At 34.3% G+C, this 18660-nt stretch carries 16 protein-coding genes; 7 read left to right on the top strand and 9 right to left on the bottom strand.

Annotated elements, in window-relative coordinates; genetic code table 11:
* Window positions 1-57 precede the first annotated feature (57 nt).
* Window positions 58-963: a LysR family transcriptional regulator gene (locus RB618_RS06550; protein ID WP_308068023.1), complete on the bottom strand. Its 906-nt coding sequence runs from the start codon at window positions 961-963 to the stop codon at window positions 58-60.
* A gap of 85 nt (window positions 964-1048) precedes the next feature.
* Here RB618_RS06550 and RB618_RS06545 point away from each other — a divergent pair, with 85 nt between their 5' ends.
* From RB618_RS06545 to RB618_RS06535, 3 genes are all read left to right on the top strand, one after another.
* Complete coding sequence (locus RB618_RS06545) at window positions 1049-1810, top strand: type 1 glutamine amidotransferase domain-containing protein (protein ID WP_308068022.1); 762 nt, start codon at window positions 1049-1051, stop codon at window positions 1808-1810.
* Window positions 1811-1966: 156 nt separating this feature from the next.
* Window positions 1967-3124 carry an iron-containing alcohol dehydrogenase gene (locus RB618_RS06540; RefSeq protein ID WP_308068021.1) on the top strand — a complete coding sequence of 386 codons (1158 nt, stop codon included), beginning with the start codon at window positions 1967-1969 and terminating at the stop codon, window positions 3122-3124.
* 350 nt (window positions 3125-3474) lie between these two features.
* On the top strand, window positions 3475-4470 hold the full coding sequence (locus RB618_RS06535; protein WP_308068020.1) for an NAD(P)H-dependent glycerol-3-phosphate dehydrogenase: 996 nt from the start codon (window positions 3475-3477) through the stop codon (window positions 4468-4470).
* A 178-nt stretch (window positions 4471-4648) separates the two neighbouring features.
* Here RB618_RS06535 and RB618_RS06530 read toward each other — a convergent pair whose 3' ends face one another.
* From RB618_RS06530 to RB618_RS06505, 6 genes are all read right to left on the bottom strand, one after another.
* Entirely contained in the window at window positions 4649-5695 is a 1047-nt protein-coding gene (locus RB618_RS06530) for a methylated-DNA--[protein]-cysteine S-methyltransferase (RefSeq protein WP_308068019.1), read from the bottom strand.
* 6 nt (window positions 5696-5701) lie between these two features.
* Window positions 5702-6478, bottom strand: coding sequence for an isocitrate lyase/phosphoenolpyruvate mutase family protein (locus RB618_RS06525; RefSeq protein ID WP_308068018.1), 777 nt, complete (start codon window positions 6476-6478; stop codon window positions 5702-5704).
* Between the two features lie 145 nt (window positions 6479-6623).
* Complete coding sequence (locus RB618_RS06520) at window positions 6624-7031, bottom strand: hypothetical protein (protein WP_111365565.1); 408 nt, start codon at window positions 7029-7031, stop codon at window positions 6624-6626.
* 81 nt (window positions 7032-7112) lie between these two features.
* A complete protein-coding gene (locus RB618_RS06515) occupies window positions 7113-8132 on the bottom strand; it encodes a phenylalanine--tRNA ligase subunit alpha (RefSeq protein WP_198855280.1) in 1020 nt (339 codons plus the stop codon).
* Window positions 8133-8216: 84 nt separating this feature from the next.
* The gene (locus tag RB618_RS06510; protein WP_308068017.1) at window positions 8217-8666 is read right to left on the bottom strand and encodes a hypothetical protein; all 450 of its coding nucleotides are present in this window, start codon (window positions 8664-8666) and stop codon (window positions 8217-8219) included.
* A gap of 162 nt (window positions 8667-8828) precedes the next feature.
* On the bottom strand, window positions 8829-9185 hold the full coding sequence (locus RB618_RS06505) for a hypothetical protein (protein ID WP_095928457.1): 357 nt from the start codon (window positions 9183-9185) through the stop codon (window positions 8829-8831).
* A 244-nt stretch (window positions 9186-9429) separates the two neighbouring features.
* On the opposite strand from RB618_RS06505, the gene RB618_RS06500 reads away from it, so the two are divergent.
* The 4 genes from RB618_RS06500 (at window position 9430) to RB618_RS06485 (ending at window position 13377) form a co-directional block, all read left to right on the top strand.
* Window positions 9430-9981: a CvpA family protein gene (locus RB618_RS06500; RefSeq protein ID WP_308068015.1), complete on the top strand. Its 552-nt coding sequence runs from the start codon at window positions 9430-9432 to the stop codon at window positions 9979-9981.
* Between the two features lie 380 nt (window positions 9982-10361).
* On the top strand, window positions 10362-11480 hold the full coding sequence (locus tag RB618_RS06495; protein ID WP_308068014.1) for a helix-turn-helix domain-containing protein: 1119 nt from the start codon (window positions 10362-10364) through the stop codon (window positions 11478-11480).
* A 222-nt stretch (window positions 11481-11702) separates the two neighbouring features.
* The gene (locus RB618_RS06490; RefSeq protein WP_308068013.1) at window positions 11703-12695 is read left to right on the top strand and encodes an alpha/beta hydrolase; all 993 of its coding nucleotides are present in this window, start codon (window positions 11703-11705) and stop codon (window positions 12693-12695) included.
* A 7-nt stretch (window positions 12696-12702) separates the two neighbouring features.
* Window positions 12703-13377, top strand: coding sequence for a hypothetical protein (locus RB618_RS06485; RefSeq protein WP_308068012.1), 675 nt, complete (start codon window positions 12703-12705; stop codon window positions 13375-13377).
* Between the two features lie 525 nt (window positions 13378-13902).
* Here the strand turns inward: RB618_RS06485 and RB618_RS06480 are convergent.
* Complete coding sequence (locus RB618_RS06480; protein ID WP_308068011.1) at window positions 13903-16299, bottom strand: glycoside hydrolase family 95 protein; 2397 nt, start codon at window positions 16297-16299, stop codon at window positions 13903-13905.
* A 357-nt stretch (window positions 16300-16656) separates the two neighbouring features.
* Entirely contained in the window at window positions 16657-18603 is a 1947-nt protein-coding gene (locus tag RB618_RS06475; RefSeq protein WP_308068010.1) for a sialate O-acetylesterase, read from the bottom strand.
* Window positions 18604-18660 lie beyond the last annotated feature (57 nt).

Raw genomic sequence — 18660 nt, 5'->3', positions numbered from 1 at the left:
TTTTAGTGGTTATATATCAAAATTACTCTTTTATGCTATAAGAACAAATGATCGAAATCATAATCTATTTCCAAAAAACAGCTTTAACTCTTTCTCGATAATATCAAAAAACGACTTTACGTTATTATTTTTTGGAGCTAACAAATACACAAATTCTTCTGGAACATGAAAGCTGTTCCAGACCAATTGCAGTTTATTTTCTTTAATATAATTTCTTGCATTACAATTCCAAGTTGCCGCGATTCCTTCATTTTTCGCCAAAAGTCTGAGCATTTCAGATTCTGATGGAATAATGTAATTTGGAACCATCGATGGTCTTTTTTTATTAAAGGCATGCAGCCAAAATACTTTTATATGCGGAATTCTCGCATCATGACTGTACCATTTTTGGGCATTCAGCCATTGTTCAATTTCAGTAAAATTATCTGATTTTAATTTCTGACGAAACTCTGTTATATCTAAACTTATTGGAGCAACTAAAATCAGTTTGATTTTTCCAACAATTTCATAAGTCGTATCAAAAGTGTCAAATCTTTTGGTTGTAATGGCAAAGTCAAGTTTTTTAGCATCAACTAAAGCAAAAAGTTCGTCGTTTTCTGCAAAAGTAAAATCAATTAAATCAAACTTTGAAATTAAAAGATTGCCAACACAGTCAAAAAGATGTTTCGAGATTCCAACAGAAATTAATCGATTAGCATCTTCTGCTTTAGCTCTGAAACTGGTTTCGACACTTTCCAGTCTGTCAAGAGCGTCTATTATCAAATTATTCAGTAACTTAGCGTATTCGGTTGGTTCAACACCTTTTGATTTCCGGTTAAATAATTTATTTCCGACGTGCGCCTCAAGCATTGAAATCTGCTGACTAACCGCAGGCTGACTCATAAATAATTCCTTCGCAGCCACTGAAAAATTACCGTTTTTGTAAACTGCTTTAAAAGTTCTGTACCATTCTAGATTTACCATGATATAAATATATTTATAACAAACATAGTTTATTTTATTTTTACTGATATCACATTAGGTGTAAATTTGTTCAAAATTTAATATTATGAAGAAAATAGCACTATTCGCAATAACTGCATTTACAGCTGTAAGCATTTCTGCTGAAGCTCAAAAATCAAACAAGAAGAGTATGAAAAAGGTATTATTTGTTGTAACCAGCAATGACAAACTGGGCAATACAGGAGAAAAAACAGGATTCTGGTCAGAAGAATTTGCTGCACCATATTACGAATTATTAGATCAGGGAGTAGAAATCACAATTGCATCTCCGCTTGGAGGACAGCCACCAATTGATCCTAAAAGTGCCGATCCTGCTTCGGCAACTGAAGACACTAAACGTTTTGACGCTGATAAGGTCTTACAGGAAAAACTAAAAAACACATTAAAACTTTCGACAATTAACCAAAAAGATTACGATGCTGTTTTTTATCCAGGGGGTCACGGTCCGCTTTGGGATTTGGTCCAAGATAGAAGTTCTATCGCTTTAATCGAATCTTTTTACACGCACAATAAACCAGTAGCATTTGTTTGTCATGCACCTGCTGTTTTAAAAAATGTAAAAGTAAACGGCGAATATTTAGTAAAAGGCAAAAAAGTGACTGGTTTTACTAATGCCGAAGAAGAAGCGGTTGGTTTAACTAAAGTAGTTCCGTTTTTATTGGAAGATGCTTTAGCCTCAAACGGAGGAATTTTTTCTAAAGGACCAAACTGGCAGCCATACGCTGTTGAAGACGGACTTTTGATTACAGGTCAAAATCCAGCGTCATCAAAACTCGTAGCTGATAAATTGTTACAAAAATTGAATTAAGAGGTACTATCCCGATAGCTATCGGGACTGAGTTGCTAAGAGACTAAGTTTTCTTTTAGCAATTTAGATTTTTATCAAAAATTAAAATAATAAAATTAACCAGATGCTAAAAAACTTAGAATCTTAGCAGCTTAGCATCTCAGAAACTCTAAAAACATGCTTAACTTTGAATTATACAATCCAACGAACTTAGTTTTCGGAAAAGGACAAATTGAAAAACTTTCGACTTTAGTACCAAAAGACGCTAAAATACTTTTGGCTTACGGAGGAGGAAGTATATTTAAAAATGGAATTTACGATCAAGTAATCCATAATCTAAAAGGCTTTGAAATCGTAGAGTTTGGCGGAATTGAACCAAATCCAAGATTTGAAACTTTGATGAAAGCGGTTGATGTTATAAAATCAGAAAAAATCGATTTTATTTTAGCTGTTGGTGGCGGATCTGTAATTGACGGTGTCAAATTTATTTCAGGCGCTGTTCATTTTGAAGGAAATCCGATTGACATTCTTCAAAAAAGAATTTTAATTAAAGAAAATGCATTGCCATTTGGAACGGTTTTAACGTTACCAGCAACGGGAAGCGAAATGAATTCTGGATATGTGGTAACAATTGAAGCAACTCAGGAAAAATTATCTTCTGGCGGAAGCGCTTTATTTCCACAATTCTCTATTTGTGACCCAACTGTAATTTCTTCTTTACCAAAAAGACAACTCGAAAACGGTGTTGTAGATGCTTACACCCACGTTATGGAGCAATATTTAACATATCCGACAGATGCCTTTCTTCAGGATAGAATTGCCGAAGGAATTTTACAGACGCTAATTGAAGTTGGCCCTGGAGTTGTACAAAACCCAACTGATTACACTTTGGCTTCCAATTTTATGTGGAGCTGTACAATGGCTTTAAACGGATTGATTCAGAAAGGAGTTCCAAGCGATTGGGCAACTCACATGATTGGTCACGAATTGACAGCACTTTACGAAATTGATCATGCAAGAACTTTGGCGATAATTGGACCAAGTTTGTACCATGTAATGTTTGAAACTAAAAAAGCAAAATTAGCGCAATACGGAAGACGAATCTTCAATTTAAATGGTTCTGATGAAGAAGTGGCGAAAGAAGCCATCAACAAAACCGTTGAATTTTTCCATACGATGGGAATGGACACAAAACTTTCTCAGTATACAAAAGACTATTCTAATACCGCAGATTTTATCGTAAAACGTTTTGACGAAAGAGGCTGGAAAGGCTTAGGAGAAAACCAATTGGTGACTTTAGATAAAGTAAAATCAATTGTTGAGCTTTCTTATTAATAAAATTCCAATTTGAAAATTCCAAATTCCAAATCTTTTGAGATTACCCAATTGGAATTTTAGAATTGAGATTTAAAATAAAAAGGCGTTCTTAACAAGTTTAGGAACGCCTTTTCAAAATACTAAAACAAAACTAACTAACTCAATTTTTTCTAAATTCATTAAAATTCTAATTTATAAACCATTATAACGGAAGGCGATTAATTTTTATTGTATCGCATTTTAAAAAAATATTTTACGCTTAAACTTCTTGAAAGTATTGCAATTAAAGAGGTCTTCCAAAATTTCTTAAAGTAGATTTTGCTTTATTAGCACATTATTAAGTACTTTTGTTTCAAATTAATAAAATAATGAGCGAAAAGTTAAAATTTGCAGTAATTGGAGGAGGAAGTTGGGCAACGGCAATTGCCAAAATGTTATGTGTGAATCTTTCGGAAATTGCGTGGTATATGCGTAATGAATCTGCAATTGAACATCTTCAGAAATACAAACACAATCCCAACTATTTAAGTTCTGTTGAATTTGATACCAACAAGCTTAAACTGACAAGCAATATAAACGAAGCAATAGAATATGCAGATTATATCATTTTTGCTATTCCTTCAGCTTTCTTAGATGCCGAATTAAAAAACATGACGGTTTCTTTATCAGATAAAATCATTTTTTCTGCTATTAAAGGAATTGTTCCTGAAACGAGTTTAATTGTCGGCGAACATTTTCACATTCAATACGACATTCCGTATTACAACATCGGAGTTATTACAGGTCCGTGTCACGCTGAGGAAGTTGCCTTAGAAAGACTTTCTTACTTAACAATTGCCTGTGGTGATCCGGAAAAAGCTTGTACTGTAGCAAAATCACTTTCAGGAAATTACATCAAAGCCAAAATTTCAGATGACATTATCGGGACTGAATATGCTGCGATGCTAAAAAACATTTACTCTATAGCTGCCGGAATTGCCCACGGTTTAGGTTATGGAGACAACTTCCAGTCGGTTTTAATGAGTAATGCCATTCGCGAAATGAAGAAATTCATTAGAAAAGTGCATAAAATGAAACGTAACATCAACGATTCGGCTTATTTGGGCGATTTATTGGTTACAGGATATTCTGTTTTTTCTAGAAATAGAATGTTCGGAAATATGATCGGAAAAGGATACACTGTAAAAAGTGCCATGATGGAAATGAGCATGGTTGCCGAAGGCTATTACGCTACAAAAAGTGCTTACAAACTAAATCAAGGTTACGGAGCAAAAACACCAATTATAGACGCTGTTTATGCTGTACTTTACGAAGGAAAAGACGCTAAAACAGTTTTCAGAAAATTGACAGAGTCTTTGGATTAAGTTTTTTAGTGAAAAGAGACAAGTGAAAAGAAGCAAGAATAAAGACTTCTCTGCTAAGATAAAAAAAGAGCCAAACTGAATTTCAGTCTTGGCTCTTTCTTCTTTATTCCATTTTCTAAAAAGTCTTGGTTCTTGCTTCATGCTTCTTTTCTATACCCTTTTTTCTTGCTTCTTGCTTCTACCTCTCAGCATTCTTTTTCTCCAGTTCCAAAAGCCATTTCTTTCGCCATAATCCGCCTCCATATCCTGTCAGTTCTCCATTGGAACCTATAACACGGTGACACGGAATAAGTATTGAAATTCTGTTTGCTCCATTTGCATTAGCTACAGCTCTAATCGCTTCTGGCTTACTAATGGCAATAGACTGCTCTTTATAAGTTCTCACAGCTCCATATGGTATATTTTGTAGCATTGTCCAAACTTTACTTTGAAAATCAGATCCTGGAGAGTAAATCGGTACGGTAAATTTCTTTCTTTTCCCGTCAAAATATTCTTTTAATTGTTCTTCCAAAACTTCAAAATGGATATTATCCCCCTGAATAATTGAAGCATTGAATGTTTTTGCCAATGACTTAAATTCTGTCTCCAACATTTTTCTGTCTGTAAATTCGAGCAAGCAAATGCCTTCTTTTACTCCGCAAACATACATGGTTCCAAGAGGAGTTTCTATTCTTTTAAGATCAATTATATTTTGTGCTTTACTGTTTTTAGGAGAAACGCCAAATATCGATTTAAAAGAATCATTAAAACCGCTCAAAGATTCGTATCCAGTATCAAAAGCGGTTGAAGTAATACTTTCTCCTTCTTTTATCTTTTTGAAAGCGCTGTTAATGCGAAACATTCTTTGATAGGCTTGAAATGTAATTTTATGATTTTTTAAAAACCAGCGTCTCATTTTACTCGGTTCAATTCCGCGTTGAATTAAATCGGCATCTTTGAATTTTAGAGATGGATTTTCTGATAGCTCTTTTAAAATTTCCTTTATAAAATCGGGGGTTTCGTTGTATTTTTCTAAAGGAAAACAAACTTTACAAGGCCGATATCCTTTTAAAATAGCTTCTTTTGAACTGGTAAAAAATTCTACGTTTTCTCTTTTTGGTTTTCTAGCTGTACAAGTTGGTCGGCAAAATATACCGGTTGTTTTAACCGCAGTAAAAAACACTCCTTCAAAAGAAGTGTCTTTATTTACTGCTGCCTGATACATTATATCGTCTGTAAGTTCCATAACCAATTATTCAAAAAGGGGAGAAAAGCTATTTCTTTCAAGTATCTGTAAAGTAACTTCTTCCAATTGTTTGTTTAGAAAAGCATTTGCAAAATTTCCCATACTAATGCGTTTTACTCCCAATTCTTTTAACTTTTCAAAATTAGAAAGATTAGGCATGCACATCACATTAAGAGGCAGTTTTATTATTGCAGCAATTTCTTTTATATCATTTTCATTTGTAATACACGGAAGAAAAACACCATCAGTTCCAGCCTTTTCATATTGTTTTAATCTGTATTTAGATTCTTCTATCTTATTGGGTAAATCGAGAAGAAAAACATCAGAACGTACGTTTATAAACATATCGATGTTTTTCTTTTTTAAAACTTCTACAATCGTTTTCAATTTTAAAGCAAAAGATTTCGTTTCTGTTATTTCTCTTTTAGAATTAATAACAACTGAATCTTCAATATTAACTCCGACTATTCCAATTTCATACAATCTTGAAATATTTGCAACTATTTCCTCAACAGTATCACCATAACCAGCTTCCAAATCTACACTTAAAGGAATTTTTACGGCCGATTTTATTCTTCCAATCATAAAAAAATAATCCTCAAAAGGCATGTTTTCTCCATCTTCATAACCTAAATCAGAAGCAATTGCTGCACTTGAAGTTCCAAGAGCTTTAAAACCTAATTTTTCATATTGCAGTGCACTTTGAACGTTCCAAATATTGCCAAGTAATAGCGGAGTTTCATTATAGTGCAGTTTTCTGAATTCTTCAAATCTTGTTATCATATTTTACTCTTTTAGTTTTGACAAAAGTACCTTTGAGAGCGTAACTTCTGCAACCGAAAAATTGACAACTATTTTTTTAAATAAAAAAAGTCAGAATAAATTATTTATCTGACTTTTTTCTTATCGTAAAACTGACCACTGAATACTATTTGACCATTATCCCTTCAACAAACAAAATCGGCACTTCTTCCGTATTGTTTTCGTCAAGCGAATTGGCTTTAAAAATAAACTTCTTATCGTACAAAGTATTTCCGATGAAGAAAGTTACCATAAACTCATTATTAAGCGCTAAAAGGCTTTTTTCTACCAATTCTATCTTCACCACAGAAACCGAAGGAACCTCAACAAACGCATGACGCAAGATTGACGTTTTTTTCATTTCTCCATCAATAGTTCCAAAAGCTTTTGAAACCACCATTACGCTGTCTAAGTTAAAATCACTATCGTTAACTAAGTAAGCGTACCATACTTTTTCCATAAAATCGTCGCTCCATTCCTGCACTGCGGCAAGAAATACGTTTTCGACTTCTGGAATTATTATATCTTTTTTCATGATCTAAGTAATTAGTAAAAAGTAAATAGTGATTAGAAAGAAAAACTCTTTACTAATCACTATTAACTAATAACTTTATTTTTAAATATTTGCTTTAAACTGCTCTAAGAAACGAACATCGTTTTCGTAGAACATACGGATATCTCCAATTTGGTATAAAAGCATCGCAATACGCTCTACTCCCATTCCGAAAGCAAAACCGTTGTATTCATCTGGATTGATATCACAGTTTTTCAAAACGTTTGGATCTACCATTCCGCATCCACCAATTTCTAACCAGCCCGTTCCTTTTGTGATACGGTAATCGGTTTCTGTTTTTAGTCCCCAATAAATATCAATTTCAGCACTTGGCTCTGTAAATGGAAAATACGATGGACGAAGACGAATCTTAGATTTCCCGAACATTTCTTTTGTGAAATACAATAACGTCTGTTTCAAATCGGCAAAAGACACATCTTTGTCAATGTACAATCCTTCCACTTGATGGAAAATACAGTGCGAACGAGATGAAATAGCTTCATTACGGAAAACGCGTCCTGGAGAAATCGTACGAATTGGCGGTTTATGATTTTCCATATAACGCACCTGAACAGATGATGTATGCGTACGCAACAACACATCAGGATTGGTCTGAATGAAAAATGTATCTTGCATATCACGCGCTGGGTGATATTCTGGCAAGTTCAATGCTGTAAAGTTATGCCAGTCGTCTTCGATTTCTGGTCCTTCAGAAACGTTGAATCCAATATTGGCAAAAATATCTATAATCTGATTTTTAACGATAGAAATTGGGTGGCGTGAACCAATAATTACTGGTTCTGCAGCACGCGTTAAATCTCCAAAAATTCCTTTAGACTCTTCTTTGCTTTCCAGCTCTTCCTGAATAACTCTTACTTTTTCTTCAGCAACAGCTTTTAAAGTATTAATTACTTGTCCAAAATCCTTTTTCTGGTCGTTTGGAATATTTTTAAATTCAGTAAAAAGTTCTTTAAGCAAACCTTTACTTCCTAAATATTTAATACGGAATTGTTCTAACGATTCTTTATTCTTCTCATTAAAGGCTTTAGCTTCCTCTATGTGCTGTTTTATCTTATCTATCATTTTCCTTCGATAATTGAGAGTACAAATTTAGTGTTTTTAGTTGAAAGTGTGCGGTCACCGTCGCAGTTTTCGGTTTTCCGTAAATTATTTTATCAGATTTAACTTTTCTTCAATTTGTTTAATCTTTACATGCCAATAATCTAAACCTTCTTGATTGGTTACTATTTCTTTTTTGTAATTCGGAGAAATACTGCTTAATTTATGCCAGTTTTTATTAAAATCCCGTTCTCTTTCTTGCTTATTTGTGGGTTCAATCCTAGTACGCCAAAAGTCCATATTATTAAAATAGGTCTTTTTTATGCCTTCAAAATACTCTACTAATTTTTCTTTTGAATTCGGAATATAGCCCGGTCCGCTGCAGCCGCAGGAGTGAAACGTAATGCCTACGGAAAATAAACTTTTAATATGTTCCCACTTTTTGATATCGTCTTTTTTAGGCGATTCAAAATCTAGTCCCATATTGGCCATAAACTCCCCGCATTGCGGACATTTGGCTTCAAAAACTGATGCTTCTCCTTTTTTTATATCAACCATCAATCTTCTTTTAAAGGTCTTTCGACAATTAAAACAAGCATAATGAGGCTTATAAGATGTCATTGCGTATCTGCACATTTTTTTAATTTTAATCTCAGTTTTCAGTGACAGTTTACAGTCTCAAACACTGTAAACTGAGACTGCGACTGTAAACTAAAAAAACTACTCAATAAGTTTTCTTTCTAAAAAATAACTCACAATCGCTTCTTTCATTAAAACCGATTGTTCACCAGCTTTTAACGGCGGCAAATTTTCTTTTACTTTGTAATGAGGCCAACCTTCTTCGTCGAAATATTCGAATTCATAAAATCCGTATGGCTCCAGCAATCGACAGATTGCAATGTGCATTAAATTTAGTTTTTCGTCTTTCTTGTATTCGCGGTGCACTTTTCCGTATTCCTGAACTCCGATTAGATAAATTATAGCATCCAAATCTAAATCTTCGCCTTGCGAAAATTGATTGGAAAGTATATCAACGAGCTTTTCCCAGCGCTCTTTTAATTGTGTATCTCTAGACATTGTATGATTTTAGATTGTTGATTTTAGATGTCAGATTGCCTATAAATTAATTCTGAAGGGGGCAGAATCGCAATCTATATTCTAAATTTTGATTTGCAAAGATACAGAGTTCGAACCCAATGTGCCTAAAAAAATTAAACACATGAAACTACATCTGCCATAAACCCCATGAACCTTTGTCACTCTGCACATTTGAACCTTAAAAAAAACATATCTTTGCGCCTTTATTAAACACCCGTAAAACATGAGTTTTTTTGATATTATTGTAGCCGCACTTTTAGGATATAGTTTGTACAAAGGCATAAAAAATGGACTTTTTGTAGAAGTTGCCTCTTTTATTTCCTTATTATTAGGAATTTATCTTGCCATTAAATTTTCTTCACTAATGACAGGGATGATTTCAAAACACGTTTCTTGGAATCCGACCAATATTCAAATTACGGCTTTTATCCTTACTTTTATTTTAGTAGTAATTGGGGTTTATTTCTTAGCGAAAATATTAACGGGAATTGCCGATTTTGCCATGCTAGGCTGGATGAATAAGCTTGGCGGAGGATTTTTTAGGATTTTAAAAACCATTCTAATATTGAGCATTTTTATTGCTTTGTTTGAGAAAATCAATTTCAATAATACATTCGCCAAAAAGGAAACTTTAGACAATTACATTTTTTATAATCCAGTAAAAAAAGTTGCTGCTTTTGTATATCCGTCGATCGAAAAATGGTACGAGACTTTTAAAAAGGAACATTCTGAAAAGCCACAGGAAGAAAAAGAAGAAACTACAAACAAGGAATAATTTATTTTGTCAGGCTGAGTGAAGTCAAAGCTTATCGTTTACAAAAAGGCTTCGACTCCGCTCAGCCTGACATTCGTTTTCAAATAATCAAATCCGACAGATTTTAAAAACCCGTCGGGTTTGTCATTTAAAAGCCTCAGCGAGGCAATATATTTATAGAAATTAAATCGTACAAATGTAAAAGAGCTCCAGAGGAGCGACATATATTTCGCTCCGCTGGAGCTTCTGACATGATGCCTGTATTTTTGCTATAAATATTTCGTTTCTCTGAAACTTATTTTTAATAACCTACAGAAAACATCACACTTTCAAATATTTACAAGAAATACTTTATCTTGCTTTCTATTTCCAACAAACGATTTAAACCAAAAATCTAAACCATGTTGTATTTAGCGGGCATTATAATTACGTTTTTTCTGGTTGCAATTCTAGCAAGTAAAAAGAATAAAAGTGAAGCCGATAAAATTCTAGCGCTTTGGCTCTTTTGCACTGGATTTCATTTGTTTTTATATTATCTGCATTATAAAAAAGACTTTGCTTCATTTCCATTTTTGCTAGGTTTTGAACTTCCCATGCCTTTAGTACAAGGTCCATTTTTGTATTTGTATACTTCGGCTTTGACCAATCAAAACAAAAGTAAAAAATACAATTGGCTTCATTTTTTGCCTTTCATAATCGCTGTTTTAGTTTTAATGCCGTTTTTCACTTTATCATTTCAGGAAAAATTAAAAGTCTTTGAAAATGACGGAAAAGGATACGAAAATCTCATTCTAATTCTGTACAGCGCTATTTTAATTTCTGGAATTGCCTATGCCTTACTTTCCCTTCAAAAACTTTCCAAACACCGAAAAAACATTTCTGATCAGTTTTCATTTAATGAAAAAATTAATCTTCGATGGCTTCAATATTTAATTCTCGGATCCAGTATCATCTGGCTTGTTGTGATTTTTTATGAAGATCAATACATTTTCTCTTTTGTGGTTTTTTATTTAATGTTTATTGGGTATTTCGGCATCAAACAAGTTGGGATTTTCACCAATCAAACTGTTTCTGAAAATTTTATTTTAAATGTTTCTTCTAATGAAAATGTCGAAATCGAAAACATTTTAGAAAAAGTTAAATACGAGAAATCCAGTTTAAGTTCAGAAGAACTTCTGTCCATTCATCAAAAATTAACACAAATTATGGAGACTGAAAAACTCTATAAAAATCCTGATTTGACTTTGGCAGAATTGTCTCAAAAACTGAATGTTCATCCTAATGTTTTATCGCAAGTTATCAATTCAGCCGAAGGCAAAAACTTTTACGATTACATCAATTTACAGCGTGTAGAAGAATTTAAAAAACTGATTCTGTTACCCGAAAATCAAAAATACACATTGCTTTCCATTGCTTTCGAATGCGGTTTTAATTCGAAAACGGCTTTTAACCGAAATTTCAAAAAAGCAACTGGCCTTTCTCCTTCTGAATATTTGAAGTGGTTTTTTTTAAACACATAGTTATTCTGTGTGTAGAAAGGCATTTCATTTGTAATAAAAAACATAGCTATGTGTGAGAAAGTAGTTTCTTTTAATTTACTTTTTTACTCAAACAAAAAACCATGTTTCTATGTGTTTAAAATTTTAATCTTAAAGCATATAAAACTGGAACCACCTTACAAGTTGGGGCGACCAGCATAATATTGGAACACATCTTTGCAGAAATTTTAATCAATTCTTGCAATGAAAACCAAAACACTTTACTCAACCGTAATCGCTCTTTCCATTTTCTTTTTTATGGGATGCGAAAACGAAAATAACATTGACGAATCTGGAAATCTGGTTCCGAAAACGGTCGATGAAGATCTATCGATTCCATCAATTTTTGTCAACGGAACACAATTACATTCTGAAACTTTTGGAAACCCAAACGATCCAATGCTAATCTTTTTACACGGCGGTCCAGGCTCCGATTACCGAAACGGATTAAACGTACAGCAATTAGCAGATGAAGGCTATTATATTGTTTTTTATGATCAGCGTGGTTCGGGATTATCAAAAAGACATGATAAAAAGAGTTATTCGATTCAATTGGTTTTGGATGATTTAACCCAAGTGATCAAATATTACAGAACTTCTCCCAATCAGAAAGTTTTTCTTTTCGGGCATTCATGGGGCGCGATGCTCGCGTCTGCTTATGTCAATCAATATCCAAATTCCATAAACGGAGTAATTCTGGCCGAACCAGGCGGACTTAACAAAAAACTGCTTGATGAATATGGTGAAATGAGCCGTAAAATCAACATTTTTTCTGAAGTCACCAGTAATCTTTTGTATGTAGATCAGTTTATAACAGGGAAAGAAAATCAGCACGCCATTTTAGATTATAAATACGGCATTTCTTCGAGTTTTACTTATGCGAAAGGAAATGATGAAGGCATTCCTGGACCTTCTCCGTTTTGGAGAATCGGCACAACTGTTTTGGAAAGTTTTATAGATATTTCTGAAAATGATGGTTTTGATTTCACCACCAATCTCGATCAATATCAAACGAAAGTTTTGTTTTTATACGGCGAATTGAATAAATCGTATGGATTGAGTTTTGCGCAAAAAGAAGCCGCTTATTTTCCAAATTCTGAAATTGCAGAAGTAAAAGGAACGGGCCACGAAATGATTTATTTCAAATGGGAAAATGTTGAGCCATTGGTCTTGAATTATTTAAACAATCTAAAATAATTCGACTATGAAAGCAATAATAGCAATAATCGCATTTCTCCTTTCTCTTCTTACAACTCACTTTTCACAAGCACAAACCATTAACTGGGAAAGTCTTCAAAAAGAACAAAAACATATTTTGAACGTAAATGCCGGCTGGGATTATAGTTTTGTTTACGGATTGAGTTATGGTTATCAGTTAAAATCCAAAATGCCAATTATCTTGGAAAGCTCCTTTTCTCTAGCGTCAGGCGAAGTTATTTTTGATGATTTCAAAACCAAAATCGGCGGACAGATTAATTTGTATCAAATTGAAAATTTCCGTTTTAATGCCTCGCTTCATGGAATTTACAGAAGATATGGAAATCCGTTAGTAACACTTCAGAATTTTGGTGCCGATGCCGGAATTGTTATTGGCTATTATAAGCCAAAATGGTTCGTTTCAGGTGAATTTGGTTTTGATAAAGCCATCGTAACGCATTTTAAACATTCTGATATTTATAAAGCGGTTTATCCGGATGTGAAAAATGGCTGGTTTGAACCCACAACGGGAGGGAATTTCAATTTCGGAGTTCAAGGCGGTTATTCTTTTAGCCGAAGCGATATCTCGTTACGGGCAGGAAAAGTCATGAATGAAGATTTTAAAAGTATGCCGTTGATTCCGTTTTATGTACAATTGGGGTATAATTATAAATTGGAGTAAGTGCCCATCGTGATGAAATATTTACCGAAAATCATAGCCTATGTTAGAGAGCCTCAGAGAGGCTAAATATTTATAGAAATCCAATTACACAAAGACAAAAGCTCCAGCGGAGCGACATATTTTGATTGCGAAAAATTATATGTCGCTCCGCTGGAGCTTTATATTGTAAATGTTCATTATTTGCTATAAATATTTCGCTTCTCCGAAGCTTACCTAAAAAATTTTTTTTTACAAGCATATTAAAAAGCCTCGGAGAGGCGACATATCTATAGAAATACAATTAAGCAGAGTAAAAGAGCTCCAGCGGAGCGATATATTTATAGAAAATTTATTAAACCACAGTTGTCGAGCCCCAGCGGGGCGAAATATTTATAGAAATTCAATTACACAAAGACAAGAGCTCCAGGGGAGCGACATATAATTTTGCGCAATCAAATATTTCGCTTCTCCGAAGCTTACCTGAAAACACAAAACCCGACGGGTTTTTAAAACCTGTCGGGTTTAGCTATAAAATCAAATATAATTTTAAAAATTTATCTCCTTCTTTTCCCCTTTTTTCAAAACAATCTCTTGTTTTTTATCGCCGAAAATCAAAGTTGTTATTCCTCCATTTTTAGAAAAAACCATTACTTTTTCAGGTTTTTTATTACTCCAATTCATTTCAATTTCAAATCCGCCTCTGGCGCAGATTCCTTTTACAGAACCTTCTGACCAAGCGTCTGGCAAAGCGGGAAGTAATCGAATTTCATTCTCGTCTGACTGCACCAACATTTCGGCAACAGCAGCTGCGCCACCAAAATTACCGTCAATTTGAAATGGCGGATGTGCGTCGAATAAATTCGGATAGGTTCCTCCTCCTCTTCTTGGTTTTTCTGTTTTCTTTCCGTCAGGATCTACGTAGCGAAGCAATTCACGATACATTTTATAGGCACGATTTCCGTCCCAAAGTCTCGCCCAAAGATTAATTCTCCATCCTTTTGACCAACCAGTGGTTTCGTCGCCTTTTATTTCTAATGTTTTCTTTGAAGCTTCGGCTAAATCTGGAGTTTTTAAAGGTGTGATATGATCGCCAGGGAAAAGTCCGAATAAGTGTGATTGGTGACGGTGTTTTGGTTCGTTATCTTCCCAATCAAAATACCATTCCTGTAGATTTCCTTTTTTTCCAATTTGATACGGATGCAGTTTTGAAAGTGCTGTTTCTAGTTTTTTTCTAAAATCGGCATCCGTATTTAATACTTTTGAAGCTTTTATGGTTTTATCAAAACATTCGCGAATCATGGCTAAATCTGCAGTTCCTCCGTATAATGTTGCTCCAACAAAACCATCTGCCAATTTATACTGATTTTCTGGTGAAGTTGAAGGCGATGTAATTAAGTTTCCGTCTTTATCGGTAACCAACCAGCCTAAACAAAACTCGGCAGCGCCTTTCATTAACGGATAACCTTCTTTTTTTAAATACCCTAAATCTTGCGTAAAAATATAATGTTCCCAAATGTGTGTGCTTAACCAAGCTTGCGCCATTGGCCAGCATGCCCACATTGGATCTTCTTTTCCGAACTGTCCCACCGGATTGGTCATGGCCCAAATATCTGAATTGTGCGCTGCAGCCCAACCTTTATCTACTCCATAAAAAGTCTTCGCCGTAACTTTTCCTGTAACCGAAAGATTTTTAATGAAACTCAAAAGTGACGAATGCATTTCAGAAAGATTGGTATTTTCTGCCAGCCAGTAATTTTCTTCCAAATTGATATTCATCGTATAATTACTGCTCCAAGGCGGATTCACATACGGATTCCAAAGTCCTTGCAAATTGGCTGGAACACCCAAAGTTCTTGACGAACTTATCAATAAATAACGTCCGAAATTGAAATATAGAATTTCTAGGTTTTTATCTTCTTTTCCGTCTGCATAACGTAATAAACGTTCGTCGGTCGGTAAATCTGGAGCGGTTGTTTTTCCTAAATCTAAATTGACGCGATTGAAGAATTTTTGATAATCGGCAATATGATTTTCTTTTAATTTATCGAATGGTGTTGCATAAGCTTTAGTAAGATTCTGGGCTGCAATTGCTACATCATCTAAACCTTCGGATGCTGGGTTTTTGTCAAAACCGTTAAAACTTGTTGCGACAGAAACAAAAATTGTAGCTTCGGTTGCGTCTTTTAAAGTCAACGTTTCTCTAGAGCTTGTAACCGTTCCGTCTGTTTTTTTAATTTGGACTAAACCTGTAAATCGTGTTCCTCTTTCTTTTAAACTCAAATATTTTTGAGGGACATTATATCCCGCGTTTTCATGAATTGGTGCAGAACCTGTTAAAACCAAAATATTGTTTCGTACTTCCACATTTGATTTTAAAAGGCTTTTTAGATTAATATCAAAATTTAAAGCTCCTTTTTGATCGGCAGTCAATTTGATAATCATAACTTTATCTGGAGCCGACACAAAATATTCACGCGTATATTTTATGCCCGCCATTTCGTAACTTACTTTCGAAATGGCGTTCGAAAGATCCAATTCTCTATGGTAATTTACTGCTTTTCCTTTTTCTGAATTATTAATTTCTAATGTTCCTAAAGGCGCATACGATTCGGAGTTTTTTCCCTGAACTTTTTTGTTGAGTTCTTCTGCCAGTTTGTAATTTTCCTTTTGTAAAGCTTCACGAATTGCTGGAATGTTTTTATACGCTTCCGGACTCATATTGGCATTTACGGGTTCTCCCGACCAAAGTGTAATATCGTTCAGATAAATTTTATCTGAATTAGCACCTCCAAAAACGGTGGCTCCCATTTTTCCGTTTCCTAAAACTAAGCTTTCTTCAAAGAATTCTGCGGGTTGTTTGTACCATAAAACACTTTTGGATTGCGCCGAAATGTTTGTGTAGCAAGACGTGAGAAGTAAAATGAAAAATGTTTTTTTAATCATATTTGGTTATATTATCCTAACAGGTTTTCAAAACCCGTTAGGTATTTATTTTTTATCTAAACTAATAAAAAAATCTAGTGATACCTAACAGGTTTTGAAAACCTGCTAGGACATAAAACCGTAATAAATCAGATGTTCCTACGGAACATTATTATGGGACGTTTATTTTTTCATCAACGGATTTCATCCGTTGCTACCGATGAAATGTTCCTAACGGAACATATATCGTTGCGAATTATTTAGCTATTTACTGGGGACTAATCACTAATTGCTACCGACCAGTTGTTCCTAACGGAACATATATCGTTGTGTATTATCTAGCTCTTTACTAGGGACTAATTACTAATTACTTAAAAACTACTTACTCACTTTATATTTCTCATTCGCCGTTAGCATTTCCCAATTATCAGTTCTAAAAGGCGATGCAGGAAATTTTTCTTTATTGAAAAGATTAATCACCGTATCGTCATCTGCCCAACCGTAATGAACTGCAAGTGGATTTTGAACCTGATCGCTCGAAACAATTACTTTGTTGTCTTTTATTATCGCTTTCGCAGAATGAAAAACTTTGTCTGCACCTGCAATTTCGAATCCTTTCAATTCCTCATTATTTGGCGTTGATAATCCGCTGCCGATGTTATCGAAAGTAAGGATAATTTCGTTTTCTTTTATTGTTTGAGATTTATAAGTCGGTCCGCTGTGAACTTGTTTTTTGCCATAAAGGTTATTCATTGCAATCGCTGCCAAACGCAAACCAATATCTTGTTTGTTGGTTGGGTGAATGTCTTTTGCGTTTCCAATATCGGTTGTAACGGCCATTCCGGTGTTTGGCAATTTTAAAGTTTCAGATTGCGCTTCGCGAAGTTCTGCCCAACGGCTTCCTTTTTGACTGTTTCCTCCAAATTCGTCAAAAGTAGATAATTGAACAAAGTAAAAAGGAAAATTTCCTTGTTTAAACTTGGTTCTCCAATCGTTGATCATTAACGGAAATGACTTTTTGTATTCTGCCGCTCTCCAAACATTTGCTTCTCCTTGATACCATAAAACGCCTTGCATAGCGTAAGGTACCAACGGATTTACCATGGCATTGTACAATAATGACGGATAACTATTTGGCGAAACTTCGATTCTCACTTTTACAACGTTGAATTTCCAAAGTCCTTCTAACGGTAAATTTGAATCTTTAAAATCGATTTTTAGATCTTGCGGATCGCCGTAAATTCCACCGCCGCCGCTGTAATCTGTGATTCTTACTGCGATTACGTTTGTTCCTTCTTTAAGAACATTTGCTGGAATTTTGTAAATTCTTTTAGCATCCCAAAGATTGTTTGTTCCAATTTCTACTCCGTTTACAAAGGTTTTGTCTTCGTCGTCAACTTTTGCTAAATGTAAAACGGCTTCTTTTTTAGCTTGTTCTGCTGTTAAAACAATGGTTTTACGCATCCAGACAATTCCGTCTATATTACCAATCTGCTGGTTTTCCCAAAGTGAAGGGACTTTTATTTCTGGCCAGTTTTTGTCTTGGAAATTTGGGTTTTTAAATTGCTCTTCGTTTTCCATCGAAACATCAAAACCTTGCACCTTTTTCAGATTATCTAAAACTGATTTTTTATAGGTTTCAAAAATAGCATTGATATCTACGGTTGGAACATCGGCAATCATGGCTTTAAAATCTGGGCTGTTTTCAAAAGCTTCACGGCTTGTCCAAGTTTCAACATTGGTTCCACCCCAAGAAGTATTGATGATCCCGATTGGGATTTTTAATTCTGAATATAGTTTTCTAGCGAAATAATATCCGACTGCTGTAAAGTTGCCTACATTTTCTTTGTTTGCTACTTCCCATTTTCCTTGTTTTAAATCGTCTTTTGGAGTTCCGCTTAAATCTTGTACAACACCAAAATGACGAATCATTGGATAATTGGCGTCTGCAATTTCTTTTTCAGCATTTATGGTTTTAAAAACCTGAAATTCCATATTCGATTGTCCGCTGCAAATCCAAACTTCGCCAACCAAAACATTTTTGATGGTGATTTTATTTTTTCCGATTATGATCAATTCGAATGGTCCGCCGGCTTTTTCAGCATTCAAATTTACCGTCCATTTTCCGTTTTTATCGGCTTGTGTTTTCTTAATTTGTTTATTGAAATGAATTTCTACACTTTCATTTGCATCGGCAAAACCCCAAATCGGGATTTGTTTGTCTCTTTGGAGTACCATTCCGTCAGAGAATATTAAAGGCATTCTCACATTAGCATTAGCTAAAACACTAATTAACAGAAAAATAAATACTAATTTTTTTTTCATTTTTTTAATTTAAATATTTTTTAAACCATATAAGTGATATAAGATATTTTAAGTTTT

The sequence above is a fragment of the Flavobacterium sp. LHD-85 genome, from assembly GCF_030929595.1.
Taxonomy (GTDB): Bacteria; Bacteroidota; Bacteroidia; order Flavobacteriales; family Flavobacteriaceae; genus Flavobacterium.
This window is presented reverse-complemented; position numbering and strand designations above follow the sequence as displayed.